This is a genomic window from Natronococcus amylolyticus DSM 10524, from assembly GCF_000337675.1.
GTDB lineage: Archaea > Halobacteriota > Halobacteria > Halobacteriales > Natrialbaceae > Natronococcus > Natronococcus amylolyticus.
Window position 1 is genome coordinate 1 of sequence record NZ_AOIB01000043.1, and the last position, 25,251, is coordinate 25,251.

Consider the following 25,251-nt stretch of genomic DNA (forward strand, 5'->3'; position numbering starts at 1 on the left):
CCTCGCGCCATCAGAGATGTGTATAAGAGACAGGCGAACGGGATCATCACCGCGAGCGCGAAGATCCCGAGCGTTGCGAGAAAGTTGAGGGTCTCGTAGGGGAACAGCTGCCACCCGACGGCGTTCGCGAACGACAGCAACACCGCTGTCGGGATGTTCATCACCAGCAAGCCGTACCACTGCCAGATGAAGAACGAGCCGACCTGTTTCACTCGCTGGTGGCCGCCCCAGTAGGCCAGGATGAAGAAGATCGGCAGTACGGCCGGGTAGACGAACAACAGGACGTGCCGAGTCGCGTGAATCAGCCCGAGGGCCGCACCGCCGACCCAGCCCTTGAAATACAGGATCAGCGCACTCGCCACACCACCCGAGTATGTCGTCACCTCCGAATCAAGGACCTCCTCGCCGTCCGGGAGGAACAGCTGTGCCGCCGCGTCACTCAACGCGTGCATCAGTGTCGCGAACTCCCAGACCGCCACGATCATCATGACGACGAAGACCCCCGAGGCGAGTATCGAACCGACCTTCCGGCGTGTGATCGCTGTGATCGCCGGCGCGACCAGCATCAACAGCGCTAGGAGGAACATGATCGACATCGCCATCGGCATGATCAGCCCGAGGTAGACCTCCTCGTAGACCGTCACGTAGTTCTGGGAAGCGAAGGCGTCGTATTGACTAGCCTCCGTGTTCGCCGGCGTCTGCTCACCTTCCTCGATGGCTTCCGGCGTGCCGAGGATCCCGAAGGCGCCGTCGTTGTTAATCGTCGGCGTCCCGAGTGCCTGGTTGAAGACCTCGTCGACGAACATCGTCATGGCCGACGCGAACATTTCGGTCAGCCGCTCCCAGACCTGCTCGGCAGCGTCAGCAGGGTCCAACGCGCTACCCGCGGCACCACCAATCGCGTCGCCGATGCCGCCACCCAGCGGCGATCGGCTGTCACCTTCCAGTTGCTCCTGTGCTTCGGAGAGCTCCTGGTGTTCCTCCGGTGTGATCGTGCCGTTCTCGAGGTCCTCCTGAGTGACGCCGTCGACTGACTCTACGGCTTCAGGGTCTAACCCGTCGCCATCGGTCTCGTTCTCTTCGGAACCGATGTCGCCATTATCGTCACCGAGGCCAAAACCCGAATCATCCGACGTACCGGTTTCGTCACCTTCGCCGTCGCCTTCGTTGTCGGCCTCATCGTCGTCGTCCTCTGATGGAGTCCAGACGCTTTCGTTGTCGCCGTCGGCGTCCTCGGTCTGGAGCACTACCCCCTCGGGCGTGAGGCCGGCGTCAGCAGCAGCGAGGCCTGGTACAGCGAGTGCTCCCGCGGTACACAACACTGCGACGACTAGGATGATTCGGGGAAAATTCATTGGAATGAGACTTTAGACGAACGGCGAGCAGCCTTCACCAACTCCTGGTCCATCAGCGTACCCGAGCGCGATGTCGATGAACTGGACGAAGAAGATGAAGGCGATGACACCGACGATCGGGCCAATCATCATCAGACTCCCAACCGCCGTCGAGCCGGTGAACAACGGCACCGCTCGGAGTACCAAGCCCAGCATGAAGATGACGAACAGTGCCCCGAGGATCACCTGCCAGGCCATCATCTGAATGTCGAAGATCATGAGCCCGAAACCCTCCCCGCAGATGTCCGTCCCGCCGTCCTGCGCTGCCACTGACTGGGAAGCGATCAGCGAGACGACTCCCATGAGGACGGTCGCCCGAACCGGTGTTACTAGCTGACGACGTAGCGATACCCCCGACGTGTGGCTTTGGTTGTCTCTCAGTTCCTCGAGCTCCTGGCGACTCTCATGGGCCGACCGCAGGATCCATAGCAGAAGCTTTTGAAACACCGTGCGATCCTTGTCGTCATTCGTGGTGGGTGTCTGTTCAGTCATCCGTGTATTCAACCGCTAGGCCCCACATCTTTCTTACTTTGAGATGCGCTTTCAGTGAGGCTGTGTACTGACAATTCATATCATAGACAATATACCTGGCGGCACTTTTAGCCGATCCGGCAAATGGGATTTTATATAACAAGGCTTCAACTCAGTATATTGTGTTACACAACACATCATATACTCTGGCTCAGGCACAGGAATACAGGTGGGGACTATGACGGACTCCGATAACGGAGACGAACCCAAATCGATCAATATCGAGGTGTCGGGTGCCGAGAAGAAGCGATACGTTTCGGTCGAGATGCCCTACAACCAATACGAACGTCTCGACGAACTCAAGAACCGAAACGGGCTCACTTGGCGCGGACTCCTTATGCACACTCACCGTAGTCTCGGCTCACCAGAAGCCGAAGGTGACGGTCAGTACGAACAGCTAAACGCGACTCGGCAGCACCACGGGTTCACCTGGAAGGGGATGCTTCTGTACGCTGCTCGCGACCTCGAGGACGAATAGCCAGGGCGTCTACTTTTTTACTATGAGAGGCCGAATCCGACGCCGAGAATCAGGAGAACCATCCAGATCACACCCCCAGAAACGCGTCGGAGCGCGCCGTGGTTGTACGGATCTCCAGTGAGAACCCACAGAGCCACGCCGGCGACGGCGAGGGTGAGCGCTGAGAGGAGTTCGGACGACGCAAACGCCGTGTAGGCGGCTATGAACGTCACCACCGCGGTGAACCTCGCAGCTGCAGCGTTCGATCGTGTGAGTAGCCCCGGCATTTCTCTATGACTCCACAGTACAATCTCACTCTACAAAGATCTTTCTCTCATATAGAGAGTTAACAGTAGATTGTAGTGTGACTTCTTTAACTAGTACAGGAGTTGATCTAAAGTAGTCGGTTCGTTATGTGCAGATGCTTACTGATCGCTGATTGTTCTGTCAGGAATGAGTAGATTCCAGAACGGCGTGCTGCGGACTATAGAGAGCGGTTCTTAAGAGCATTACCTGCTCTCGGAAATCGGTTTCTCTCAGTACTACCAGACGTTAGTAGAGAATATCATGAAAGGCGAAGGAACTGCCGATCATCAGCCCGTTCTTCTGTTGCTGGGTACATAATGACAAAGTTGCCGTCGGTGAGCGTCGAGATGCTCTTTGGGAGCGTTTGGAGTTCTGAGTGCCAGCCGACCTCATTGCGACGAGAACTCATACAAACGACGAGGTCGTCCGCCTGTACGTCGTCACGAAGGGTCGAGAGCAATTCCTTCCCCCCGCCGATTTCCTCGAAATCGCCGGGTGCTTCCGGTTCAACGAGCGTGAACAACCGCTCGAACTGCTCGGGATTCCCGTCGACAGCCAGCCCGTAGATCGGTGCCCCAGTATCTTCGGAGATGAGTTTTACCGTGTGTAATGCCTCATAGAATCCGTCATTGTGGTCGATCCCCGGCGGAAGGACGAGGATAATCCGTTGCGTTGTGTTGAGCGGTTCGCTCACCCGCCCAACGAGCGTCAGTTGGGTGGTCCACTTTAGCACCTGATCGATGATGTGACCGAACACCTGCTGAGTGCGCGAGCGGGCGCNTCGAGCGTTGAACGGGCGATCCCTGAGGCGATATTAGAATTGACCTGGGTGTGGTCCTCAATCGGGACTTCAGCTCCTGCAGCGTACTGTTCAACCCCTTCGAAGAGTTCCTCTGCTTCGGCGACTTTCGCTTCGGTCTGTGTCCGCTGTTCGGGTTGGACCACCGATACCGTGTGGATCGGCTGATCGGCGCGCTTGTCACGGATCGTGAATGCGAGGTCCAGCAGGGATTCTGTGTGTTTCGAGTCTTTCGAAACCGGGACGAGGATCCGCTGGGGCGTCTCACTTGGATCGTACTCCGTGCGATCGCGGGCGCGAACAAGCGCCCCGCCAGCACGTTCGACGAGCGCGGGACTCACCAAACTCACCACAAGGATCATCAGCACCACGGCGTTGATCATATGCTGATCGAAACCGGGCACGCCGACATCGAAGCCGATCTGGACGATCGCCAGCGCGGCGGCGGCCTGGCCGACCGACAGGCCGAACATACCGAGGATCTGGTCACTGTCGTACCCATACATCTGTCCTGTCGCCCACGAGGCGGCAAATTTCGTCGTCACAACCATGACGATCAACGAACCGGCGATGAGCAACGTGTCGATTCCCTCGAGGAGGACACCAGCGTTGACAAGNATCAACGAACCGGCGATGAGCAACGTGTCGATTCCCTCGAGGAGGACACCAGCGTTGACAAGCATTCCCACTGAGAGCAGGAAGAAGGGGATGAACAGCGCGTTACCGACGAACTCGATCCGGTTCATCAGCGGACCGGACTCTGGAATTAGCCGGTTGAGCGCCAGTCCTGCGAGAAACGCGCCGATGATGTGCTTGACACCAATGAGTTCGGCGAGGAACGCGCAAATAAACAGAACGGCCATCACGAAGAGAAACTCGAAGTAGCTCTCCTCGTTGTGGAGCCGAAAGAACCACCGGCCGAGTCGAGGGACGATCAGCCACACCCCTGCGAAAAAGACGGACAACCCGACCGCGAGTTGGATCCAGAACGCAGCATCGAGTGTACCGCCGACCGAGGCGACCACGACCGCAAGCACGAGCAGAGCGAGCGTGTCCGTCAGGATAGTGCCGCCGATCGTCGCCGTCATCGCCTCGTTTTTCACGATTCCCAGCCGGTTAACGACCGGATAGGCGAGTAACGTGTGCGAGGAGAAGATCGCCGCGAACAGCAGCGCGGACGCAAGCGTCAGGTCAAGCACGTAGACCCCAACGGCGGTGCCGACTGCCTGCGGCACGATGAACGAGAGCAGCCCGAAGACGATACTGCGATCCTTGTACTCGATGAACTGGTTGAGATTGATCTCGAGACCCGCGATAAACATGAGGTACACCAACCCAACTTCGCCGAGCAACTGAATCGTCTCCCCGCGCTCAAGCAGGTGCGCGCCGTTAGGCCCGATTGCCGCGCCGATAAGGATAATGCCGATGATGCCCGGTAATCGATAGCGCTTGAGCACGAGCGGGGCAGCGAGGAAGATCACCATCGCGATACCGAAGATGAGGATGGGATCGTCGAACGGCGTCGTCAACGACGGGCCCGTTGCGAGCGGAGTGACTGTGCCGGTCCTCGCCACTACGTCGAGCAGCCAGATCTGTAATAGACTATATGTCATATTATGAAACGTTAATTATTAGGAATGTTAGTGGTGCGATTGATCATCGAACGACGGTGACCGGAACGTTTGAGCGACGGATCACCGCCTCGGTGGTACTGCCAAGCAGCTTTTGTTTGAGGCCGACGCGGNAACGTTTGAGCGACGGATCACCGCCTCGGTGGTACTGCCAAGCAGCTTTTGTTTGAGGCCGACGCGGCCGTGGCTGGCCATCACAATCAAATCAGTGTCAGTGTTCTCCGCGCAGGTGACAATCGCTTTCACTACGTTTCCGGTAAGGGCGATCGTCGAGAGTTCGACGCCGCGTTCGGTCGCGAGTTCGCGTGCTCGCCCGAACAGTCGAGACGCCTGGCGTTTTTTCTTCCGATCATCGGCATTGGAGTCGAAGGAGGGGTTACTGGTCATCGAATCGTACACACCGGGGCTTCCAACGCTGTCAACGTACAGCACGGTCACGTCGGATTCGGGATAGACCGAACAGGCGTGCTCGAGCGCCTTCCAAGAGAGCTCCGATCCGTCAATTGGGACGAGTACCCGGTAAGAATCGTCGTCAGCAAGCTCGGTAGCTTCACCGATTTCTGGAGCCTCCTTCTCCGAGTGAGGGAAGACCAGGACCGGAAGCTCAGTTTCGGTTGTCAGCCGATGCGCGTGGTCTCCTGAGAGAAGTTTGACCCACCGGCTACCTGGTCGCGGCGTAAAGCCGATGGCTGCCGTGTCTACTTCCTCAGCGGCAGCAAGGATCTCGTCGATTACGTCCGTACCGTATCGGAGTTCTGTCCGGACGTCGTGGCCGGTCTCGGCCAGCTCCTCGCGAACGATCTCGAAGATCGCGTCGGCCTGCTCCTGTCTCGCCCCGATCGGTGCCTTATCGGGACCTCCTTTGGTCTTCTCGATGACGTGGACGACAACGATGTCGCCCGTCGGCGTGAGGTATGGCCTCACCGCGTCGCACGTTGCCACGGCGTGGTTCTCCTCAGCTATCGGCAGCAGAATGCGGTCAAACACTGGTTGCGTCATCGGTGAATCCCCTCGCGTTCGCCCCCGACGAACGAACGGACTGTCTCCTTACTCACACCTGTGTCGGAGAAGACGGTCACGACGTCGTCCCGGCGGATCGTGGTGTCGCCGTGGGGCGTGAGCAATTCTCCGTCGCGGCTGATTGAGACAACGAGTGGGTTGTCAACGAGGATCCCGTTCTCGACGGCGTCGGAGAGTGTCTCGCCTGCAATGGGCGCGTCGGCGCGGACCGTTAGTTCGACGACTTCGGACCCGGTCGAGGAGCTAATGAAGTCGACGGGGTGCTGGTTACGCGAGTCGTCGGGGCCGAACGCTTCGTACGGTCGTACTTCGTCGTTCTCGACCAGCATCTCATCCTCAATCTCAATACCGAGCTCCGACAATGTCGTCCCGATACGCCGTAGGTCGTCCGTGTCTTCGCCGACCGCGAGCACATGGAAGTTCCGACGGCCGCCCATGAGCATTCGAACGTTGATGACCCCCGGGATCTGGTAGGCTGCTCGAGCGATCGTTTCCCGCTCAGCGAACGGTACGTTGCACATGAACAGTGTCGACAATCGACCATCCGGCCGCTCGAAATCGATGTGTGCGTGATAACCCTTGACGATACCGTGCGCTTCCAGGTCCTCGATTCGATTACGGACGGTCCCCGGCGACACGCCGATCTTCTCGGCGATTGCCGGCGCCGAACTCCTTCGAGCGTCGGTCATCAGCTCGTAGATGATCCGCTGATCGACCTCGTCCAACGGATACGTCGATTCGGTGGTTTCGTCGCCCATCACTGATCACTGACCCTCCAGAGTGGGTGGGGAGATATAAGCATGCTCCTTAGATACTCAACTACTGCCGCTCTAATTCAGCAAATACGGAATAGTGGCGGTATTATTAGCAAAAGAACTGACTCTCGAAAGCGCTGTCTAAGATACTTCCGCCGTCAATCGAGACAAACCGCTACTCGGTTTGGTTCGAGAGACGCAGTATACATCCCTTTTGACAGTATCCGGAGAGATCAATAGCTGCTCCGTTACCTGCTTGACCTATACGTAACGGCTGCCTCCTTTGAGTACAGTTGCGCTCGAGACGAACACGCATTACGTAGAGAGGCGAACTGAACGGTTGGATCGTCAGTTGCCAGTAGACTCCTGTTGTTCCCGTTCCAGCCGCTGGCATCCTACTACTAAGGAGTCGGGAATTTCAGCTGCAGCCGACTGTAGGACTTCAAATACGACGGCGACTTCATCAAACTGCGGGCCACGGGATGCGACTAAGGGTTCAGTCTCCCACTTGATGAACCCCAGATCGGCCAACATCGGAAGATGAGAGTGGTATAACTCTTGCTTGAGTATCTCTGGATTGGCAGGGACATTCGGGTTTATTGCACTTTCTGGGAGTGGCACTGCTTGATCTGACGGCGAATCTAACAATGTGACAATAAGCTGCCGGCGAGGTTCGGCCGAGACAGCTTTAAACACGTTATCCCATTTCTGAATAACACGCTTTCCATTCTCAAATCTCACTACAACCATATTGATTGTGCTTTACGGTCCCACCCCTATTAAAGTGTTAAGTAGGAACAATAATGATTGATAATTCATGATGGTGTGTGCCTCTAATCCGGTTACCCAGAGCGACTAACTCGTTATGGTACTTGTTTCACCTATATTCAGCAGGCGGTTTTGACAGCTATCGGAGAGATTAATTGTCTCTCCGCTACCTGCTTGACCTGGGCCTTGTTTAGACGCGTGATTTCACAGGTGTGAGTCCTCGATGGCGCGTTCGATGTTGCGGACGGCGGATTTCATGACAAGTTCACGGAATTGTCCGAACCAGGTTCTCGACCAGAGCGTCTCGCCGTATCTGCGTCGGAGCCCAAAAAACACCGATTCAGCGTTCGAGCGCTGGTGGTACGCCCGATCCTTGATGAGCAAATTTCTCGCCCACCCTCGCATCCCAGGATCTCGCTGCGGAATCAGCGGCGTGATACTTTCCGCACGCAATCTCGTGCGAAGCTCCTCCCAGTCGTAGCCCTTATCGGCAGCGACAGTCGCCAACTCGTCGAGATTCCGCACTAACACCTGCCAGCCGACCTGTGTATCGTGCGGTTGTTTCATCGAACAGTGTATATCGAGAATCGCACTGGTTTCACAATCGACGAGCAGCGTCGTTTTCACCGCCTCGAACGTGTAGTCCGTCCGTTTTGCGTAGTGCTGGCTGGCTTGGACGCGATCGACACCGGTTGCGTCGATTGCTTGAACATCACCGAGTTCGTACAAGTCAGCCGAAGAATCAAGAATTGTTCGCCACCGCTTCATCGGGATTTCTTGTTTTCGTGTACAAACTGTCGAGAAGTGCGGCAACGTCTCAGCCGTCAACTCAAGTATTTTCGCAACTTGCGGCATCTCTTTGAGGACATCTAGCAGCTTCCTGTAGGGATGTCCGAGATACTCTTTCAGCCCCTGAATGGCGAGAATTACCCAATCAGCGTATCCGTCCTTGCCCGGTCGATAGGCCGGTTCGGGATCTCCAGCGACGGCTTTTTGAGCAAGCGATACAACGGTTTTCGTGAAGCGGGCGGTCTTGGTTTGCACACCCAATTCGTCCCGCTTCACTCCCTAGTAGATGTGGTATTTTCACCGAGCTACTAGCATGACGATACTAGATTCAGAGGGGCCACGCTTCCTGAACTCAACCGTCTAAACAAGGTCCATCCTCTGTATTCAGCGGGCCTCTCTTGTCTGGTAGTGAGGGTTTCAACAGAGCCGAAAATCACGCTCTCTTCAACCAACATACACCCGACTGAGACCGAACGTTGGTTAAGACGCCGTCATTGTATATTATTGGTTGACGAATCTGCGACGATCCCCCGAATACGACACGTACAGAATTTATTCTCTAATCATTTAAAGCAGCAAGTGGACGGAACTTGACTCTCTCGGGGGAACTCCGTCTGTTCTCCTCTCTTCATGCTATGAGGGTAAGTCCGCTGATTCACAGTGATCAAGACAGAGTTCAGCCAATTCAGGGAGGTCACGAATTACGACCATCTCAGACTGCTTATTGTATTCAATGAGCTTTGCATCTTTGAGCTGCGGGAGAAGTTTGTGGTGCAGATCGATCTTTACTCTCTGGGCTGCTTTATTTGAGACTTCACCGGGATGAGAGTTATATTCCCACGTGATGAGGTGGCGAACTATTTCACTTTTAGAGGCTGGACCTTCCTCCTGAAGATATAACATGATACGTCGCCGCTGGGTATTACTAAGACTCCTTAAAATCTCATCAGCCCGATGGTTGGCGCTGAAAGTGACGTTTTCGCGAGTAATGTCGGAGTATCGATAGCTGTCTGACATCGATTTTCGGTTTGACAGGTGTGGGCTTAAAGACTGGGTCACATTACTCTGGGTGAATAGTGGTGACTGTCTAATGGATAAGAACCACAGTCGGCCACTGCGGACCGTCGTCGCCCCTTGCTCACTCGAGTAGTCAGCGAAGACCGCGAATATTATATACTGGGGACCTGTGCCATATAGTGGCACGATGGATTGTGCCATGCGGCAGAGACCGCTGCCACCTGCCGTCATCGCACCCGAAGCCACCCAATTGTCGGGTCCGAACTCATGACGGTCGGTACCCTCTGTCGCTCCTTCAGGAACCAGTGAGCAACGGATCCTTTGAGTTGTCTACAGATGCGGTAGTCGTCAAAATGTCAACACTCAGGGGTTTGCCAAAGCCAACGTTACAGAAACACCCCGAGACCGAACCCCGGGTCATCGTTGTCTTGGGGATTGAGATACGGACAAATCTCATGGTATCGTGGGCCCTGATCAACTAACCGCTTGTTTTGATCCCAAGTGATGAACCCGGCATCGTCGAGGTTTGGAAGGTGATTATGAAATAGCGTTATTTCTTGGAGCCGGACCTCCTTGGAGTGGCCCGGATCGATAAGCGAGGTGAATGGGATGGGTGGATCTTGGCTCTTGAGGGTCGCTAATACCCGGCATCGAGGGGGGTTCGACAGCACCTCCTGGATTGAGTTGTTCACTATTTATAACACCTTGTCAAGAACCCGCTAACGCTCTTGGGTCAATAAGACTAAACCCAAATTCCCTTGGGTGTCATACAGATTTAGTTATTAAATGGTCTGTTGTCGAATCTACGACAAGTATGGCGGGATCACGGGAACGCGCTAATACAAGTGCTGTAACTGTAGCCGCGAAGCCCTCGAGCAGTCGGGAGACGGACAGTCATAGGTTCGAACGCTGATGCTCATACGTAGAACAGAGTCTCGAGACACTAATCAACAGGTGTGTGTATCTATGCCGGTGAGCGTGTCATAGAACTATTCTCATAGAGTTACCCTCATCCCTATTTCAGTGAACCAACCGCTACGTAGATGTGCGAACATAACGCGCTTACTTTCATCATTTAATAGACATATTGAGGAAGTTGTGCTGAATACAGGGCGCAAATATGGCACAGGTTTCGGATCAATTCACAAAGGCGGAAATCACTCGGGAGCCATAATCCGCCATGGTTGATAATTGTTCACTTTATTTCACGATTCGGTTATAAGTGCGCCCATCGAATTGAGTCTGCAATGGTGGATCTAACGACAAGTATACAGACTAATTCAACCATTGAAATTGTGAATAGAGTGGCTGATATGGAGGAACAGGATCCACTGGACTTGCCTCCTCTATATGATAGTGTTGACGTTGATGCACTAGACCGGCTTTCTAAATCAAGCAAGGTCCAGTTTAATTATGTTGGTTACGATATAACTGTAGATAGCGGTACAATCACGGTTGATCAGTAAGCAGGTCTCTTAATCGTATAGTTTAGCACTAACCTCTTGGAAGAAACGATACCAGTTTGCTGCATTCATCCTTCGTATGCAGCATGCCACTTTTGGCAGTGGCTCGGTAGTTCGATCACGATCTGCTGAACAGACAGCACGAATGTGATACGAACTTTGGAGTGATCACGGAGGAAGGTCAAACGCTCAGTACAGGTCAAGCAGATATCAGAGTTCGTCCGTATCTTCGTTCATAATTCGAAGGGTCGAATCCTCACAACAACTTCCCTTCATTCCTCCGATTGGCCGTATATTTCCGTCAGGACTTACGCGAACTGCGGTTGCAGCTCCGCAGTTCTCACAGATTGCTGCTTCGCGCTCAAGTTGGTCTTTATCGGCCATTACGTGAGCATTATTTACCACGCAGCGAGTTAACAGTCGTTGTGTGAAATCCAAAGTGTATAAGTAGGTGACACGTTCGGACGTGTAGTAATCGAATGGTTTCCTACTTTGACGCGAAACAAACAGAGTCGTCGGCTGCACTAATACTCTATATTCAGCAGGCGATTTTTGACAGCTATCGGAGAGATTAATATTCTCTCTTACCTGCTTGACCTGTACGTAACACGAGGCTCTGAATAACGAACCGTACTTCCAACTCCTGTTACGATGATCCATTCAGCGTCACATCCTCGAGCGTCGGCGTTTGGCCGTCCATCACGTCTGTTGGCGCTGATCCGGCATCCCAGCCCTCAGCGACGATGTCCACGTTCCGAAGCGTTACCGGCGCGGATGTCCCTGAGTAGAACGCATCCGCCGGTGCCTGCAGTGTGATCTGGCAGTTCTCGATCGTCGACTCGGTCACACCCGACCGCGCTCCAATTGCGAAGTTCCCTCCGGGCCCGCCGGCGTCGTCCTCGTGTGAGATCACAATCTCGCAGTCGCGGATCAGGCCCTCGCCCGAGTAGTGCCAGATTGACCGGCCGCTCTCGTATGTCCCCGATGGCTGCCGGTCGACGATCGCGATCGAGTTCTCGACTGTCGACGTTGGGTACGTCCCGTCTCGCGTGAGCTCGCCGTTTTCGTTCTCGTCGAGTTCTGGAATCGGGTCCCACTCGTCTGTGCTATTGAACCGGAAGTTAGCCGTCCCCGAGTTCGACGCAATACAGTTTCGGATGATCTGTCGACCGCCGCCTTGGACGTACATTCCGTTATCCGGCCATGGGCCACAGATGCAGTTCTCGAAGAGCGTCGTCCCCTGCATATCGGTGTGGCCCACGATCCCTGTCGTCGACCACGACTGACCAAGCCCCTCCTCATTCGTGTCCCCCGCGTAGTCGGTCGTCTCTCGCGTGTTGATCGTGTCGCCGTAGTGCATCCCTCCACCGCTCATATCGACCGAGCTCACTCGAGCGAAGGCATCCGGTGACGAGGTCGCCACCCGCATGTTCCCGTGTGATCCGAGATCGTGCAGCCCCGCAAAGGCGATGTTCCGGATCTCAGCCCGATCGTTGATGATCGCGTAGAGGCCGCGCATTCCCGAATTCTCCCGACTCCAATCAAAGATGAACCCGCCGAACACGAGCTCACCTTCGTGTGGACTGTTGAACGTCCCGAGCCGGAACAACATCGTCCCGCCGCGATACTCGCCCTCATCGACGGTGTGACCGTGGATCGCTTCGACCTCGCCGTGCCGGATCACCGCGTTCTGTCCGATCAGGCCGACGTCGCGCCACCCCGTTCGTCGGAACCCCTGGTTCATCTTGTACTCCCCCTGGGGAAAGACGATCAGCGTGTCATCCTCCCACGCCATCGACAGTGCGTCACCGATTGGCTCCTCTCCCGATGGGTCCGCGTTATAGGGATCGTCGGTGATGTCTACCACATTGCTGAATCGGTCCTCGTAGGCCGATGGATCCAACGCCGTCGCGACGTCGGTGTCGATACTCGTCGCCCCCGCATTGGCTGGATTTCCCTCACCCAGTGAGGACCCCCCATCGAAGACCATACACCCTGCCAGAGGCGCCAACGCCGCCACTGACGCCGCCGCACCTCCCCTTAGAAAGTCGCGACGCGAATATGAGCCCTCCATAAGTGTTTTGCCATGGCTTAGAGTGATATTTCTTTCGGAGATCCAACTGATTCGTGACGCCGGAGATCGCGACAGCCACTCCAATGTGGCCCAGCGATTGCGCCTCGAGCCGACGCCGCCCGCGGGGCTACCGACTGCGCTCACGCTCCGCTTCGCTCCGCGCTCGCTCCTGTGGATAGTCCACTATGGCTACGCCAGAACTGACCCCCAGACACTACCTCGAGGACGCAGATCTCCTAGGATCGCATGCCTCCACTCGAGGTGATAGTCCTCCTTTCTACCAGCCTGTTGATAGTCCACGCTGCTAGTGCTCAGCCTGATAGTCCACCCCGTCGTCGAGATGTAATTCACTCTGTCATAGCTCGCTGGTCTCCTCTTTCACTGAACTCAGTGAACTTCCCATCTTGCTGGTCGCGCCCACCGCTTTGGTCGTCATCTCACCTGCTGTAGCCTGGCTCATCACTCACACTCTTCTCGCTTCGTTGATAGTCCACTCGAGGCTATCGCCCGGAGTTCAATGTGGTGTTCTCGAGATTAGTGTTGAGGGGGTAGCCGGCCTAGAGTACTGTCGCTAACTCGCGTTTATGCAAAAACTGTCGCAAGTATTTTAGTAAGCTAGATTGATCTATTTGTATGGAACCAGGACAGGAACCAGCCGAGATCGTTGCGGACCTATCACAAAAGCCACACCGGATTTTGGTCTCGATCCAGAACCGAGGCGGGACCGTCAAGAAGTCGCTGATCACCGACGACACCGACATCGGATCGAGCCTCACGAACTACCACCTCACGAACCTCATGGGTGCCGGGCTCGTCGAGCGGACCGATGAAGACGAGCATGAGGGGATCCCTCGCGAGGGCTATACCTACCAGATCACGGATAAGGGTGAGGAGGTCCTCGAAGTCGCCCTGGAAGACTACGAGACAACCCCCGTCGAATCGCGAGACATCCGCCGGCGATTCGAGAAACTCGAGGGCCGAGCCGAGAGCCTCGAGCAGCAGAACCAGAAGCTGGTCGCGAAGGTCGACGAGCTCACCGAAGAGAACGAGCGTTTCGAGGGAAGAATCGAAGAACTCACCAAGGAGAACGAGCGTCTCGAGGGGAGGATCGATGACATGCGCGACGCGAACAGCAAGCTGTGGGAAGACGTACAGAGTCTCAAGTGAGGTTAAAGTGATGTTGGCGTTCTACTGCTCGCTGACCACAGCAATGTCGTGATCGGCGATCTCCTCGGGTCGGCTGTAGGCTGCTATCTCGAAACGCCACGTCTCTCCGGCGCCGAGCTCGGGTGTCAGATCGCGGTGATTGCCTAGCTCCTCGCCGTCTTCGTCGTAGACTCTCACTTCGACCGCCACCGACTCGTACGCTTCGTCACCGACGTTCTCGACCTCTCCCGTGTAGCTAATCTCCTCGTCGTATTCGAACTCCTCGAGGTGCTCTTCGTAGTCGGTGATCTGGAGCCCGCCGAACTCGAGGACATCCTCGCCGGCGTCTCGCTGCTCGACGTCGACAGGATCCGGTGGCTCTTCGCTGTCGGCACCGTCCTCGGTCTCATCGGTTTCTTCTGCGTCGTCCTCCGAGTCGTTAGCCTCGGGCTCGTTGTTGTCGCGATCACCGTCAGCAGCACCCTCGCCGGTGGCGTCTTGCTCTCCCTCCTGGTCACCGTCGTTATCGCTGTCCGGTCGCATGCCGGCGAAGTCGAGACATCCCGATAGGGGCGCGACGACCATGCCGATACCGAGGGCCGCGATCGCGTCCCTGCGGTGCATTACAGATCCTTCGACGCGTGTTTCAGCATGAAGTTGATCGTTGCGTTCCGCGATGGCAGGCTGTACTCCTCCTGGACGCGATCGATGTCGTCAGCGAGATCCTGTGGGATCCGCTGGGTGACGCGAACACGATTGTCACCTCCAGAGTCGTCTTCTGTCCCGGTGTCGGAGCCGGAGTCGGTCCTCGAGCCGTTCTCGTTGTTTTCTTCGCTCTGTTCGGCATCATCGAGAATACTGTCTCGTGGCATATTGGTATCAGTCTGGTTCCAGAGTGACGTCAATCCGCCGCCTATTCGCCGTCGGCTTGACTGGATCCTTCGAGGTCGGCCTCCGGGTCGGCGTACTCGATTTTGCTTGCCAGATCCGCCGTGATCTCCGTGTCGCCGACCTGTGCGTACCGGTATGCGGCCAAGCCGACGAGCTCAGAGAGTGCTGCCGTCGCGACCGCCGGGACACCGCTGCTTCGCTCGTGGATCTCCTCGAGGGATTCGTTGGTGATCGGACCAAGATCGACGTCAGTGTACTGATCGTGGTCGTAATCGGTGACTGTCGCGATCCGCCGACGGACCATTTCGTCGACGCCGTCGTACTCGAGTGGCTCGAGTTGGACATCGTAGGCAACCCGACGCTGGAAGGCTCGCCCGTCGCTGCCGATCTTTCCGATCGCGTCCCACTGCGAGGTCATGCCGGTCATGAGGATACGTGTGTTCGGGAGATCGTTCAGATACTGGATGGTGTGCAGCGTGTCCTTCGAGTTCAGCCCAAACTCATCGACGCCGAGCAGCACGGATTGGTCGACGTCCTTGAGCTCACGCCGAATCTTTGCCTCAGTCAGCTTTGTTGACGACGATTTTCCAACGCCGATTTCATCAGCGATGATTGCCGCCAGTTCGTAGCTCGAGACGTTGTGCTCGCCGATCTCGACCGGCTGGTACTCATCCGAGTACGACTCAAGCAGCATCTTCAGCAGTGTTGTCTTGCCGACACCCGAGTAGCGGCTGTGAACCAACACTGGTCCTGTATAGTCACGGATATGGCTCGCGATATCCGCGACCGTGCCCTCTGATGGGAGTACGTATTCATCCATTGTTGCCCGGTGTGAGAACGGGTTATCCTCCCAACCGATTGCCTCGAGGTAATCTCCCCGTTCTGATTCAGTCGCCTCCGCTATCTGCTGGATTCGGTTTGGTGATGAATTGATCACGGGTTCTCTCTGTATGAGTACATTCTATATGACGTCAAAATGGTTTCTATTTCATGTCATTTTGACGTTATAGTGACGTCAAATAGGCGTCCGACTGGCAGTGATGTTTATTGATTGCTAAATACTGCTTCGCAAATCCCGTGACGCACGATTCACATGTACAAGCTCGCCGAGTTCAAGCGGCTGGATTCACTCAACAGTTTTCGAACCGCTGACTTTGGATCGGTTGTGAGTCTCCTTGGCGTGTTCAACGTAAAGACCGAATCAGCCGTCCGATGGAAAGACGCCAGTTCGAGAGGTGCTAAACTAGGCAGTGCCGCATAGTCTATTGTAGGTCAAAACCCGAATGATGCTCTTCTTTGAGGTCGTGGAGCAGCATCTGTATAGCTCCCAGTTGGTCATCAACTTCTTCGATTTTTTGCTCGAGATCGATAAACCGGTTGGGAATGTGCTGCTCTACTTCGGCTATCGGGAACTGACCACCTTCCCGATCAGTGTAATATAATCTGTTGTCAAAACTACGGGCTTCTATACGCTCGTGCCAGACTAGTTTTTCCAGTCGAGAGGCAACCAACACAGTCCGAGATAATCTAGCAGAATCACCCTTGGTGAGCAACGATTCAGGAAACACCTCTGGCTTTTCAGCTGCAAGATGCTCCGTGATTTCTGATAGCTCATAGGCCGTCTCTGAATTCTTTTGGAGATACCTCTCGATCTCTACTTCTAGAATATCGATCTGCTTGCTCTTGTCCCACTGATTCGATTCAACATCGATCGGCATAGTACCACTTTCCTCTATTTGTAGTATATTAATTCTAGTCTAGTAACGGAATTAATAGGAACGCCCAAATAAGTTAGTTGTAGAAGACATTCATAGACCGCTTTCCTTCTCTTGGTATTTTGGCGTCTTACTCGAGAAATATAGCCAGTAGTGAGTCATCCCGGGACGCCACTACTGAGTTCCTCAAGCAACAGCAGACGTGAACTCGTTCGCTACTGCCCGTCGAGTTCTAAAACAGCGATCCGACCGTTACTGCTAACAACGACTATGTAGTCCGACGCGCCGAACTCAATCCTTGTCGGTGGATCATCACTGATCACCGGATCGCCGAGAAGAGAATCAAGTGCCTCAGGATCGATAGACTCGTATAAAAGATCAAGTTCGGTCGGCCTGACACCCTCAGCTACTGCAAGTGCTCGAATGACTGCCTCGCTTGCTTTCTCATTGCACGAATATCGTGTCTGTACCACCGGTTCGTCACCGTCCCGAGGGTCGTGTTCGTCGGTCATCTTGTTCCCCGTTCTAATTGTTTCATATACCCCCTGGTCTCGAAGACTACGCTCTATACAGAATCTGGGAAGTGACCTGGCAGACGTGTAAGAGGTATTTTATTCTTCTGTTTTCTCATGCAGTTGGCAGCCGATTAACTCCAGCTGTTCGAAAGTACTGTTTCTACCGGCAGAACGCATTTGCCTACACTTGATCAAATTCGTCTTATGACGACGGCCACACCAGAACTCGAAGACGTGCTAGAGAAGGTTGACACAGTCGGCTCACCCGGTACACCAGTGACAACGCCAGAAGTCGCCGATAGGTTCGACTGTACCCAACGGACCATCTACAACAGACTCGAGACGCTTGTCGACGACGGCGCCCTACAGACAAAGAAGGTCGGGGCCAGCAGCCGCGTATGGTGGCGCCCCGTCGAAAGCGATCCGACGGGCAGCGAATCCTCGCGGGGTCGAGAACAGGTACGCTCCCACCCCGTCTTTGATTCGACAATGGTCGGCGTCATCGTCTGGGGAGACGACATGACGATCACCGACGCGAACAACGCTTTTCTGGAGATGACTGGCTTCGAGTACGAGGAGGCACTTGGCACATCGTGGCGCGAACTTACGCCCGAGGAATTCTATCAAGATTCAAAGCGACACGTCGAACAGACCGAGCAAACGGGGAGCGGTGTCCCCTACGAGAAGCAATACTATGACGCGGACGGCTCGCGCTGGTGGGGACGGTTCGAATCGCGGCGGGTGAACGAGGTTGGATACGTGGAGTTCGTTGTCGACGTCACCGAGCGCAAGCATCACGAGCAAGAACTCGAGAAGGAAGCGTCACTGGACGCGTTCCGCGTCGAACTGACGGACGCGATCCGGCCACTCACCGATCCCGTCGAGGTCCAGAACGAGGCAGCCTACGTTCTCGGAGAGTGGCTGGATGTCGATCGCGCTTACTATGGTGAGGTGCTCGCCGACGGCGACACGAACGTTGTCCACGCAGACTACTACCGAAACGGAGTAGCTTCGTTTGTCGGAGAGCATCGCTTGAGTGATTACGGTACGTACATCGCCGAGGGATTTCAGAAGGGCGAAACCCTCGTGGTTGGCGATTACCGTGACCTCTCAGAACTTAGCGACGAGGAACGAGCGATGTACGAGGGGGAAGATACCACCGCCTGGATCGGCGTGCCACTCTACAAGGACGGCGAGCTGGAAGCATTTTTTGTTGTCACAGAATCAGTGCCCCGGGAATGGACGGATGCCGAGGTCGAGATGGTCAAAGAGACGGCTGATCGCACATGGAATGCCGTTCAGCGGGCACAGGCCGAGCAAGCACACCGCGAGAGTGAGGCACGACTCGACGCGTTCGTGACAGCGACCTCCGACGTTGTCTACCGGATGAGTCCTGATTGGACTGAGATGTATTACCTCGATGGTCAGGAGTTCATCGTTGATACGGACGAACCTCGGCAGACATGGCTTGAGGAGTACGTCCCGGCAGACGAGCAAGAGCGGGTGATGACTGCTATCGAGGACGCCATTGCGACGAAAAGCACGTTCGAACTGGAACATCAGGTGATACAGGTGGATGGCACCCGAGGCTGGACACACTCCCGAGCCGTACCGATGCTGGACGACGGCGACATCGTCGAGTGGTTTGGCACGGCATCGGACATTACCGAACGCAAAAGAGCCGAAACGCGATTGAACGAGAGCGAAAAGCGGCTTCGACTTGCGACCGACATCGCGAACATCGCTGTCTTCGAGTGGGACCTCGAGACGGATCTCGTGAGAGGAAACGAGCGAATGAATGAGTTGTTCGGATACGACGAGCACGAGGAAATCGTCGGCTCGGAGTTACTCGAGGAGCGTGTCCATCCGGACGACCGCGAACCGGTAGCTAACCGTCTAGAGGAGGCGTTCGATCCGGCGTCTAGCGGGAACTATGAGTTTGAGTACAGAGCGACGCTCCCTGACGGGAGCAAACGGTGGGTACTCACGAATGGCGAGGGGTTCTTCGAAGGCGACGGGAGCGACCAGAGGGCAGTTCGCGCCCACGGAACTGGTATCGAGATTACCGAGCGCAAGCAGCGAGAGCAGTTACTGAACGAGCAAAAAGAGCTACTCGAGCTGATTGCTACAGGTGCGCCACTTGAGGAGTGTCTCTCCGCGCTCTGTGCTGCTGTTCCGCGGCTGAGTGATGGTGTCCGAGCCAGTATCATGCTCGCAGACGACGAGCGCGACTCGTTCCAGCGCCCTATCGCTCCAGACCTGTACCGATCGTGGGGTGAAGACCTTGAAGACGCACCAATCAACGAGCTCATGATCGGTACGTGCGGAGAGGCAGTATTTCGCGGCGACGGGGTCACCTGCGAGGACGTTACGACCGACGACAGATGGTCGGAGGAGTGGCGTGAGCTCTGTGTCGCGAACGACGTCCTCGCCGGACATTCAGAACCTATCCGGGATGGAGACGGTGATCCTGTGGGATCGTTCATGCTCTGTTTCGACGAGCCACGCACTCCGAACGAGTGGGAACTCCGAGTAACGGACTTCGCCACCTATATCGCGGGTATCGCCGTTGAGCGCCACCAGTCTCGACAGGCGCTGAAGCAGACCAACGACTCCCTCGAACACCTCAACGACGCAAGTCGGGAATTAATCGACGCCAATGTACAGGAGATCCGTGATCACGTTCCCGCGATCACACAAGAGGTACTCAACGCTGACTACGTCGCGCTCTGGCGATACGACGATCAGGCTGGAGAGCTCCACGAGCATACCCGTCAGACGAGTCTCGAGATAGACCCGAAGGCAATCGAACTCCCCGACGGATTTTCCGACCAGGTCTGGCAGACGTTCATCAGCGACGATATCGACATCGACAACGACCTCGACTACCTCGAATGTGCGTCTTCGGCGTCGTCACTTTGCAGCCGCGTGCTCGTGCCACTCGGAAGACACGGCGTTGTCTGTGTAGGATCGACACAAACTGAGGTATTTGACGAGCTGGCGGTCGATCTCGTGGAGACAGTGGCCGCGACCGTCGAAACTGCGTGGGACCGTGCCGCCGGCGAACGAGAACTGGAACGGACAAACGCGGAACTGGCGCGACTCAACGATCTCAACACACTTATTCGGCAGATCGATCAAGCGCTCGTCCAAGCCGAGACAGTCGATGAAATCGACGAGGCCGTTTGTGACCGCCTCGCGGAATCTGGGCTCTTCGAGTTCGCTTGGGTTGGTGACTTCGACGCTGATGCCGAAACGATTGAACCGCGTGCATGGGCGGGTATCGACAGCAGTTCGCTGGCCGATCTCACGACCGAAGGCGACGGACTAGGAAGCGAGGGGAATCCATTCACGTCCGCGTTTCAAACCGGAGAGACGCAGGTCATCGATGATATCGCGACTGATGCGCAGGCCGCCCCCTGGCGCGAGGTTGCCCTGGAACAGGGTGCGCGCTCGTGTCTCAGTGTCCCACTCGTGTATGATGAGTTCGTCTATGGCGTGCTGAAAGTCTACGATGGAACGCCTCAGTATGACGAGCGCGATACCAAGGTGCTGGCGGAACTCGGACAGACGATCGCACACGCGATTCACACTGTCGAAACCAGAGAAACTCGACGGACGGATACTGTAATCGAACTCACGCTCCGTTTGACGGCCGCAGAAACCCCACTGTGCCGCCTCGCCCGGGAAACAGACTGTACGATCGAGTTCAAGGGGCTTGTACCGGGATCGGACGATGGAATGACCGTGTTCTTCACTACGACCGATATCAGCGCTAGTGAGCTCTTAGCTGCTAGTGAGGAGTCCCTCGCGATCGAGGAACTGCATCACCTCACTGACCGAAACGAGAGTACTATGTTCAAAACGAAGTTGGCCGATCCGATGCTTGCCGCAGACATCCTTGCCCAGAACGCGACGATCCGTACGCTCTCCATCGATGCGGGAACTGCGACGGCTGTCATCGATCTTCCTACGTCGGCTGATGTCCGCGCGTTCGTCGAACAGGTCCAGCAAACGGTCCCGGATCTCGAACTTCTCGGCCGACGGACGCGCACTCGCTCATCTGAGATGCAACATACGCTTCAGGACGCGTTCGAGGACCGACTGACGCCCCGTCAGCAGGAAGTTCTCCAATTGGCCTACCGAAGTGGGTTCTTCGAGTCCCCCCGCCTACAGACTGGCAAAGAACTCTCCGACGTACTCGACCTTTCACAGTCAACGTTCAACTACCACCTTCGGGGTGCTGAACGCAGTATCTTCGAACTAGTGTTCGATCATACGTCAACGACCCACGACTGAAGCGATAGGCTTACTAGTACACTTTTTTCTACTGACATAGACGAATGAGTTCCCATTTTTCCGAGATACTTCTCTCTCATTATTGCGTATTACTGACTCACGTCGTACGCTCGTGATATCCTATTCTCTTTCATGAAATGAACTCCAGTCGTCACTTGAAGCCATAGAGCAGTCAGTAGTATTCATTCAATGTAGACTGTATCGCAATGATACGACCGAATTTCCCCAATGTTCGCACTTCTTCGAAGTGTCCCTTTCCCTGCTACAGCCAGAAACAGTAGTGTGAATCTTGACAGGCAGGCAACTGGTACGGGTGATCACACTCGTTTAGCCCAGTCTTCTACTACCGAAGATGGACCGACCCCTGAGATGCTCAGCATCCTAAGCCACCCGCACAGCCGACACGTTCTGCTCACCTCTCTCGAGCAGGAGACACCAATCGAAATCGGTAGACTTGCGACACGCATCGCCGTGTCAGATCCCGAGCCTCTTCGCACAGTAACTACTGGAACGACTAGAGCCCACAAAAACGGCGAGTCCGAATTATGACCGGTGCTGACTCGTTACTGTCGCCCTCGATGGATAACTTTCTAGATGTTCTGGCAAACAGGTACCGTCGGCGGGTACTTATCGCACTGCTCGAGCACAACCCCCAAGATGATAACGACCCACAGATCCCCGACGACGTCTCCCTTGAAACGGAGGCTCTCGAATCACTGATGATCGACATGCGTCATACGCACCTTCCCAAACTAGAGGAAGCGGGATTCATCGAGTGGGACCGGAAGACAAATACCGTCAAGCAGGGTCCGCAGTTCGAGGAGGTTCAGCCGCTACTAGAACTAATGGCGAACCACGCCGATGAGCTCCCCGACGACTGGCTCTGAGTTACCAATCGAATTGCACGACTCCTTTATTCAGAATTCGCGGCTCTGTTGAAATCCTCTCCTTCTGACGTTACGAATCTAAAAGCAACTCTCGAAGAATTCTCCTCAGTTATGCTTGTCAGTCGTCATAGGAGAAGACAGCGAATAGAGGCGAACTCTGGCGAGTGGTTATCTCAGTTTGGTGACCACTCCTATAACTTATGGGTGTATTACGGCAGCTATATCACTACGCCACAATTATTATCTGGCTATGGTAGAAACTCTACTCGCAATTGGCATCGTTGCGTCTATCTTTGTCGGGTTCAATATTGGTGGCTCATCCACTGGGATCGCGTGGGGGCCACCGGTTGGTGCTGGTATTGTCAAAAAGACGACTGCGGCAGCCCTCATGACGTTTTTCGTCTTTCTCGGTGGGTGGACTGTCGGACGGAACGTGATGGACACATTGAGCGAAGGGATCATCACAATTGATCTCACGCTCTCGGCGGGTGTCGCTGTTCTCTTTTTTATTGGAACGGGCATTCTTATCGCCAATATCTTCGGCGTGCCTGTTCCAACGTCAATGACGACCGTTGGAGCGATAGCCGGTCTCGGGTTGGCAACGGACACACTCAACTATGTGACGATTGCTGAGATCGTCTCTTGGTGGGTCGTCACGCCGATCATCGGGTTCTGGGTTGGCGGTATTATTGGACGATACATCTACCCGGAAGTCAACCGACGAGTACAGATTGAGAAATCAGATGGCCCATTACTAATCCTTGATCGGGACGGAACCATTCCGAAGCCAGCGTTCGGCCCAAACACGACGTGGTCTGAAATCGGTAGCACGGCAGTTGTCCTCGTCATTGGCTGTTATATGGCGTTCAGTGCCGGGGCGAGTAACGTGCCGAACGCCGCTGCACCGCTGGTGGGCGAAGCAGGGTTGGAAGCGAATATCGCGATTGTCATCGCCACACTTGCAATTGGGTTCGGTGGGTTCACCATCGCCCGCCGGACGATGGACTCTGTCGGGGGTGAACTGAGTGACATCCCGTTACTCGCAGCCCTGTTCGTCATGGTCACTGCATCGACAATCACAACGCTTCTCTCGTGGATCGGGATTCCAATCAGCCTCGTGATGGCAACGGTGATGACGATTGTTGGCATTGGATGGGGTCGTGCAACTCGACCGGTTACCTTCCGTGAGGCTGTTACCCGAGACACAGAACAGAGCGAAATTGTCCCTGGTGCAATCACCGCCGAGGAAATGGAGGGCGAACCAGCCGCGCCGATTGGTGAAGAGGAACCGGAAGAGGTACTCAACGCGGGTGATCTGTTCAATCCGCGTGCGGTGATGAAATATGTCTCAATGTGGATTATCGGCCCCGCAGTGTCAACTCTTCTGGCCTACGGATTCTTCATTCTCGTACCGGGAGTTGCCTGACAACGGAAGTTAGGTAGCTGGAAAACATCTTTTGAGATATGGTCTCACGGATTCTTGTTCCGATGGATGATTCCGACCACGCTAGTCAAGCCCTCGAATATGCGCTCGACAATTATCCGGACGGGGAAATCAGCGTCTTACACGTTGTTGGTGTCCCCTCAATGATGATGGGTGAAGCGACGGCTCTCGCTCTCGAAGACGACCTCAGTGAGGCTGCTGCCAAGCGATCTGAGCCCGTTTTCGAACGTGCTCACGAGATAGCCGACGAGCAGGGTCGAGAGATCAATACGGTCGTTGAAATCGGCCACCCTGCCCGTCAAATCCTCGACCGAGCTGAGGAGTACGATACTATCGTCCTTGGGGCCCACGGCGCAGATTGGAGCCGCGCAACACGCCGGTTTCTTGTCGGAAACGTCACGGAGACGGTGTCTAAGCGGGCACCAGTCCCAGTAGTCATTGTTCGTTGACCAATACGTACCAGCTATTGTGATGTGATGAACGTTAGAGAGTCTGATCGAGATTGTGGACGACACACGCAAGGGCGAGTTCACGAAACTGCTTCCACCAGCGTCGTGAACGGACGAACGCACCGTACTTCCGCTTGAGCGTTGAGTTGACTGTCTCTGATTGACTCCGTTGGCCATAGAGGTCAGCGTCTAAGCGTGCATTCCATGCCTTGTGAAGTGATGTGAACTCATGATGCTTGTCTCGGGGTTGCATTTGATTAACGACGGAGCGATCTGGCTATCGTGTTTTCGTGTCGTCGTCACGTGTAAATCAAGGACTGCGTTCACTTTAGAATCGACTAGCAGCGTTACTTTGAGTTGCTGAATCGTGAGTTTGGCTCGTTTCGTGTAGTGTTTTGAGGCGTGACTGCGGTCGAATCCAGAAGCATCGATCCCCGTAACGCCGTTGGTCGGGAGCAGTGAAACAGAGAGATTGAGCAGCACTCGCCAGACAGCCATCTCGAGTCTATCGAACGCTTTGCATAGTGTTGATGGAGCAGGCAGTTCAGTGAGATTGATCGCGTTCCGAATACGGGGCACTTCGATGAGTTCGTCGAGGAGTGTTCGATACGTTGTATCCTTTCGAACTTTGAGACAGAGGAGAACGATGTGCTGCTGGAGCGTATAGCGTTGTTTCGGGAACTTCGAGGAGTATCGAGCTACGGCACGTTGCGCTAATTGAAATACTTCCTCGACAAATCGGAGCAACCGAGACTTTGGGAGAGTCTGCATCTACTCAAACTACCGGCTGAACCTGTAACCCACTAAGGATTTCAACAGAGCCTTAGAATCGAAAACGTGGTTGCATCGTCACGGCTGAAGTGAGTACATTGCCACGTCGTAGAACGTATAGCTCGGGTAG

The 25,251-nt window shown here is 55.2% G+C and carries 23 protein-coding genes and 2 pseudogenes; 7 read left to right on the forward strand and 18 right to left on the reverse strand.

Going from position 1 to position 25,251, the window contains the following annotated elements:
* The coding region (locus C491_RS20440; RefSeq protein WP_005559823.1) for a hypothetical protein at positions 1–1,247 on the reverse strand (1,247 nt) is incomplete at its 3' end.
* 120 nt (positions 1,248–1,367) lie between these two features.
* A complete protein-coding gene (locus tag C491_RS20445) occupies positions 1,368–1,886 on the reverse strand; it encodes a hypothetical protein (protein ID WP_005559825.1) in 519 nt (172 codons plus the stop codon).
* A gap of 217 nt (positions 1,887–2,103) precedes the next feature.
* On the opposite strand from C491_RS20445, the gene C491_RS20450 reads away from it, so the two are divergent.
* Positions 2,104–2,403: a hypothetical protein gene (locus C491_RS20450; RefSeq protein WP_005559827.1), complete on the forward strand. Its 300-nt coding sequence runs from the start codon at positions 2,104–2,106 to the stop codon at positions 2,401–2,403.
* Between the two features lie 20 nt (positions 2,404–2,423).
* Here the strand turns inward: C491_RS20450 and C491_RS20455 are convergent, their stop codons facing one another.
* The 9 genes and pseudogenes from C491_RS20455 to C491_RS24445 form a co-directional block, all read right to left on the reverse strand.
* Positions 2,424–2,669, reverse strand: a complete 246-nt coding sequence (locus C491_RS20455; protein WP_005559829.1) for a hypothetical protein — start codon at positions 2,667–2,669, stop codon at positions 2,424–2,426.
* Between the two features lie 278 nt (positions 2,670–2,947).
* Positions 2,948–5,100: pseudogene (locus C491_RS20460) on the reverse strand (cation:proton antiporter).
* Between the two features lie 43 nt (positions 5,101–5,143).
* Complete coding sequence (locus C491_RS24330; RefSeq protein WP_083909405.1) at positions 5,144–5,209, reverse strand: universal stress protein; 66 nt, start codon at positions 5,207–5,209, stop codon at positions 5,144–5,146.
* The gene (locus tag C491_RS22245; RefSeq protein ID WP_005559831.1) at positions 5,182–6,117 is read right to left on the reverse strand and encodes a universal stress protein; all 936 of its coding nucleotides are present in this window, start codon (positions 6,115–6,117) and stop codon (positions 5,182–5,184) included. The genes C491_RS24330 and C491_RS22245 overlap by 28 nt, the downstream gene beginning before the upstream one ends.
* Complete coding sequence (locus C491_RS20470) at positions 6,114–6,896, reverse strand: Lrp/AsnC family transcriptional regulator (protein ID WP_005559833.1); 783 nt, start codon at positions 6,894–6,896, stop codon at positions 6,114–6,116. Before C491_RS20470 ends, C491_RS22245 begins: the two co-directional genes overlap by 4 nt.
* Before the next feature lie 345 nt (positions 6,897–7,241).
* Positions 7,242–7,643: a hypothetical protein gene (locus C491_RS22250; protein WP_083909399.1), complete on the reverse strand. Its 402-nt coding sequence runs from the start codon at positions 7,641–7,643 to the stop codon at positions 7,242–7,244.
* A 222-nt stretch (positions 7,644–7,865) separates the two neighbouring features.
* Entirely contained in the window at positions 7,866–8,726 is an 861-nt protein-coding gene (locus tag C491_RS20475) for an IS5 family transposase (protein WP_049892440.1), read from the reverse strand.
* A 357-nt stretch (positions 8,727–9,083) separates the two neighbouring features.
* Positions 9,084–9,698 carry a DUF7344 domain-containing protein gene (locus C491_RS24440; protein ID WP_449289274.1) on the reverse strand — a complete coding sequence of 205 codons (615 nt, stop codon included), beginning with the start codon at positions 9,696–9,698 and terminating at the stop codon, positions 9,084–9,086.
* A 155-nt stretch (positions 9,699–9,853) separates the two neighbouring features.
* Positions 9,854–10,159 carry a DUF7344 domain-containing protein gene (locus C491_RS24445; protein WP_449289275.1) on the reverse strand — a complete coding sequence of 102 codons (306 nt, stop codon included), beginning with the start codon at positions 10,157–10,159 and terminating at the stop codon, positions 9,854–9,856.
* A 555-nt stretch (positions 10,160–10,714) separates the two neighbouring features.
* On the opposite strand from C491_RS24445, the gene C491_RS22255 reads away from it, so the two are divergent.
* Positions 10,715–10,933, forward strand: coding sequence for a HalOD1 output domain-containing protein (locus C491_RS22255; RefSeq protein WP_083909400.1), 219 nt, complete (start codon positions 10,715–10,717; stop codon positions 10,931–10,933).
* 643 nt (positions 10,934–11,576) lie between these two features.
* On the opposite strand, the gene C491_RS20480 is transcribed toward C491_RS22255, so the two are convergent.
* A complete protein-coding gene (locus tag C491_RS20480) occupies positions 11,577–13,148 on the reverse strand; it encodes a twin-arginine translocation signal domain-containing protein (protein WP_241431377.1) in 1,572 nt (523 codons plus the stop codon).
* A 489-nt stretch (positions 13,149–13,637) separates the two neighbouring features.
* On the opposite strand from C491_RS20480, the gene C491_RS20485 reads away from it, so the two are divergent.
* On the forward strand, positions 13,638–14,171 hold the full coding sequence (locus C491_RS20485; RefSeq protein ID WP_152421399.1) for a hypothetical protein: 534 nt from the start codon (positions 13,638–13,640) through the stop codon (positions 14,169–14,171).
* A 21-nt stretch (positions 14,172–14,192) separates the two neighbouring features.
* Here C491_RS20485 and C491_RS20490 read toward each other — a convergent pair whose 3' ends face one another.
* The 5 genes from C491_RS20490 to C491_RS22265 all read right to left on the reverse strand — a co-directional run bounded on the left by C491_RS20490 (position 14,193) and on the right by C491_RS22265 (position 17,268).
* A complete protein-coding gene (locus tag C491_RS20490) occupies positions 14,193–14,774 on the reverse strand; it encodes an FxLYD domain-containing protein (protein WP_005559841.1) in 582 nt (193 codons plus the stop codon).
* Positions 14,774–15,022, reverse strand: a complete 249-nt coding sequence (locus tag C491_RS20495; RefSeq protein ID WP_005559842.1) for a hypothetical protein — start codon at positions 15,020–15,022, stop codon at positions 14,774–14,776. The genes C491_RS20490 and C491_RS20495 overlap by 1 nt, the downstream gene beginning before the upstream one ends.
* Positions 15,023–15,063: 41 nt before the next feature.
* Positions 15,064–15,978, reverse strand: coding sequence for an AAA family ATPase (locus C491_RS20500; RefSeq protein ID WP_241431378.1), 915 nt, complete (start codon positions 15,976–15,978; stop codon positions 15,064–15,066).
* Positions 15,979–16,303: 325 nt separating this feature from the next.
* Positions 16,304–16,759: a hypothetical protein gene (locus C491_RS22260; protein ID WP_083909401.1), complete on the reverse strand. Its 456-nt coding sequence runs from the start codon at positions 16,757–16,759 to the stop codon at positions 16,304–16,306.
* A 212-nt stretch (positions 16,760–16,971) separates the two neighbouring features.
* Positions 16,972–17,268 carry a HalOD1 output domain-containing protein gene (locus C491_RS22265; protein ID WP_083909402.1) on the reverse strand — a complete coding sequence of 99 codons (297 nt, stop codon included), beginning with the start codon at positions 17,266–17,268 and terminating at the stop codon, positions 16,972–16,974.
* Positions 17,269–17,475: 207 nt separating this feature from the next.
* Here C491_RS22265 and C491_RS20505 point away from each other — a divergent pair, with 207 nt between their 5' ends.
* The 4 genes from C491_RS20505 to C491_RS20520 all read left to right on the forward strand — a co-directional run bounded on the left by C491_RS20505 (position 17,476) and on the right by C491_RS20520 (position 24,350).
* The gene (locus C491_RS20505; RefSeq protein WP_005559844.1) at positions 17,476–21,570 is read left to right on the forward strand and encodes a GAF domain-containing protein; all 4,095 of its coding nucleotides are present in this window, start codon (positions 17,476–17,478) and stop codon (positions 21,568–21,570) included.
* Positions 21,571–22,115: 545 nt separating this feature from the next.
* Complete coding sequence (locus C491_RS20510) at positions 22,116–22,457, forward strand: DUF7344 domain-containing protein (RefSeq protein WP_049892442.1); 342 nt, start codon at positions 22,116–22,118, stop codon at positions 22,455–22,457.
* A gap of 250 nt (positions 22,458–22,707) precedes the next feature.
* On the forward strand, positions 22,708–23,883 hold the full coding sequence (locus tag C491_RS20515; protein WP_049892443.1) for an inorganic phosphate transporter: 1,176 nt from the start codon (positions 22,708–22,710) through the stop codon (positions 23,881–23,883).
* Between the two features lie 38 nt (positions 23,884–23,921).
* Complete coding sequence (locus C491_RS20520) at positions 23,922–24,350, forward strand: universal stress protein (RefSeq protein WP_049892444.1); 429 nt, start codon at positions 23,922–23,924, stop codon at positions 24,348–24,350.
* A gap of 34 nt (positions 24,351–24,384) precedes the next feature.
* Here C491_RS20520 and C491_RS22270 read toward each other — a convergent pair.
* Positions 24,385–25,121 (reverse strand): annotated as a pseudogene (locus C491_RS22270) (IS5/IS1182 family transposase).
* Between the last annotated feature and the right edge of the window lie 130 nt (positions 25,122–25,251).

Bases quoted from the DNA above. Each gene is read 5' to 3' on its own strand.
- C491_RS20445 (WP_005559825.1), bottom strand. From the start codon at position 1,886: ATGACTGAACAGACACCCACCACGAATGACGACAAGGATCGCACGGTG.
- C491_RS20450 (WP_005559827.1), top strand. From the start codon at position 2,104: ATGACGGACTCCGATAACGGAGACGAACCCAAATCGATCAATATCGAG.
- C491_RS20455 (WP_005559829.1), bottom strand. From the start codon at position 2,669: ATGCCGGGGCTACTCACACGATCGAACGCTGCAGCTGCGAGGTTCACC.
- C491_RS20470 (WP_005559833.1), bottom strand. From the start codon at position 6,896: ATGGGCGACGAAACCACCGAATCGACGTATCCGTTGGACGAGGTCGAT.
- C491_RS22250 (WP_083909399.1), bottom strand. From the start codon at position 7,643: ATGGTTGTAGTGAGATTTGAGAATGGAAAGCGTGTTATTCAGAAATGG.
- C491_RS24440 (WP_449289274.1), bottom strand. From the start codon at position 9,698: ATGACGGCAGGTGGCAGCGGTCTCTGCCGCATGGCACAATCCATCGTG.
- C491_RS22255 (WP_083909400.1), top strand. From the start codon at position 10,715: ATGGTGGATCTAACGACAAGTATACAGACTAATTCAACCATTGAAATT.
- C491_RS20485 (WP_152421399.1), top strand. From the start codon at position 13,638: ATGGAACCAGGACAGGAACCAGCCGAGATCGTTGCGGACCTATCACAA.
- C491_RS20490 (WP_005559841.1), bottom strand. From the start codon at position 14,774: ATGCACCGCAGGGACGCGATCGCGGCCCTCGGTATCGGCATGGTCGTC.
- C491_RS20495 (WP_005559842.1), bottom strand. From the start codon at position 15,022: ATGCCACGAGACAGTATTCTCGATGATGCCGAACAGAGCGAAGAAAAC.
- C491_RS22260 (WP_083909401.1), bottom strand. From the start codon at position 16,759: ATGCCGATCGATGTTGAATCGAATCAGTGGGACAAGAGCAAGCAGATC.
- C491_RS22265 (WP_083909402.1), bottom strand. From the start codon at position 17,268: ATGACCGACGAACACGACCCTCGGGACGGTGACGAACCGGTGGTACAG.
- C491_RS20505 (WP_005559844.1), top strand. From the start codon at position 17,476: ATGACGACGGCCACACCAGAACTCGAAGACGTGCTAGAGAAGGTTGAC.
- C491_RS20510 (WP_049892442.1), top strand. From the start codon at position 22,116: ATGACCGGTGCTGACTCGTTACTGTCGCCCTCGATGGATAACTTTCTA.
- C491_RS20515 (WP_049892443.1), top strand. From the start codon at position 22,708: ATGGTAGAAACTCTACTCGCAATTGGCATCGTTGCGTCTATCTTTGTC.
- C491_RS20520 (WP_049892444.1), top strand. From the start codon at position 23,922: ATGGTCTCACGGATTCTTGTTCCGATGGATGATTCCGACCACGCTAGT.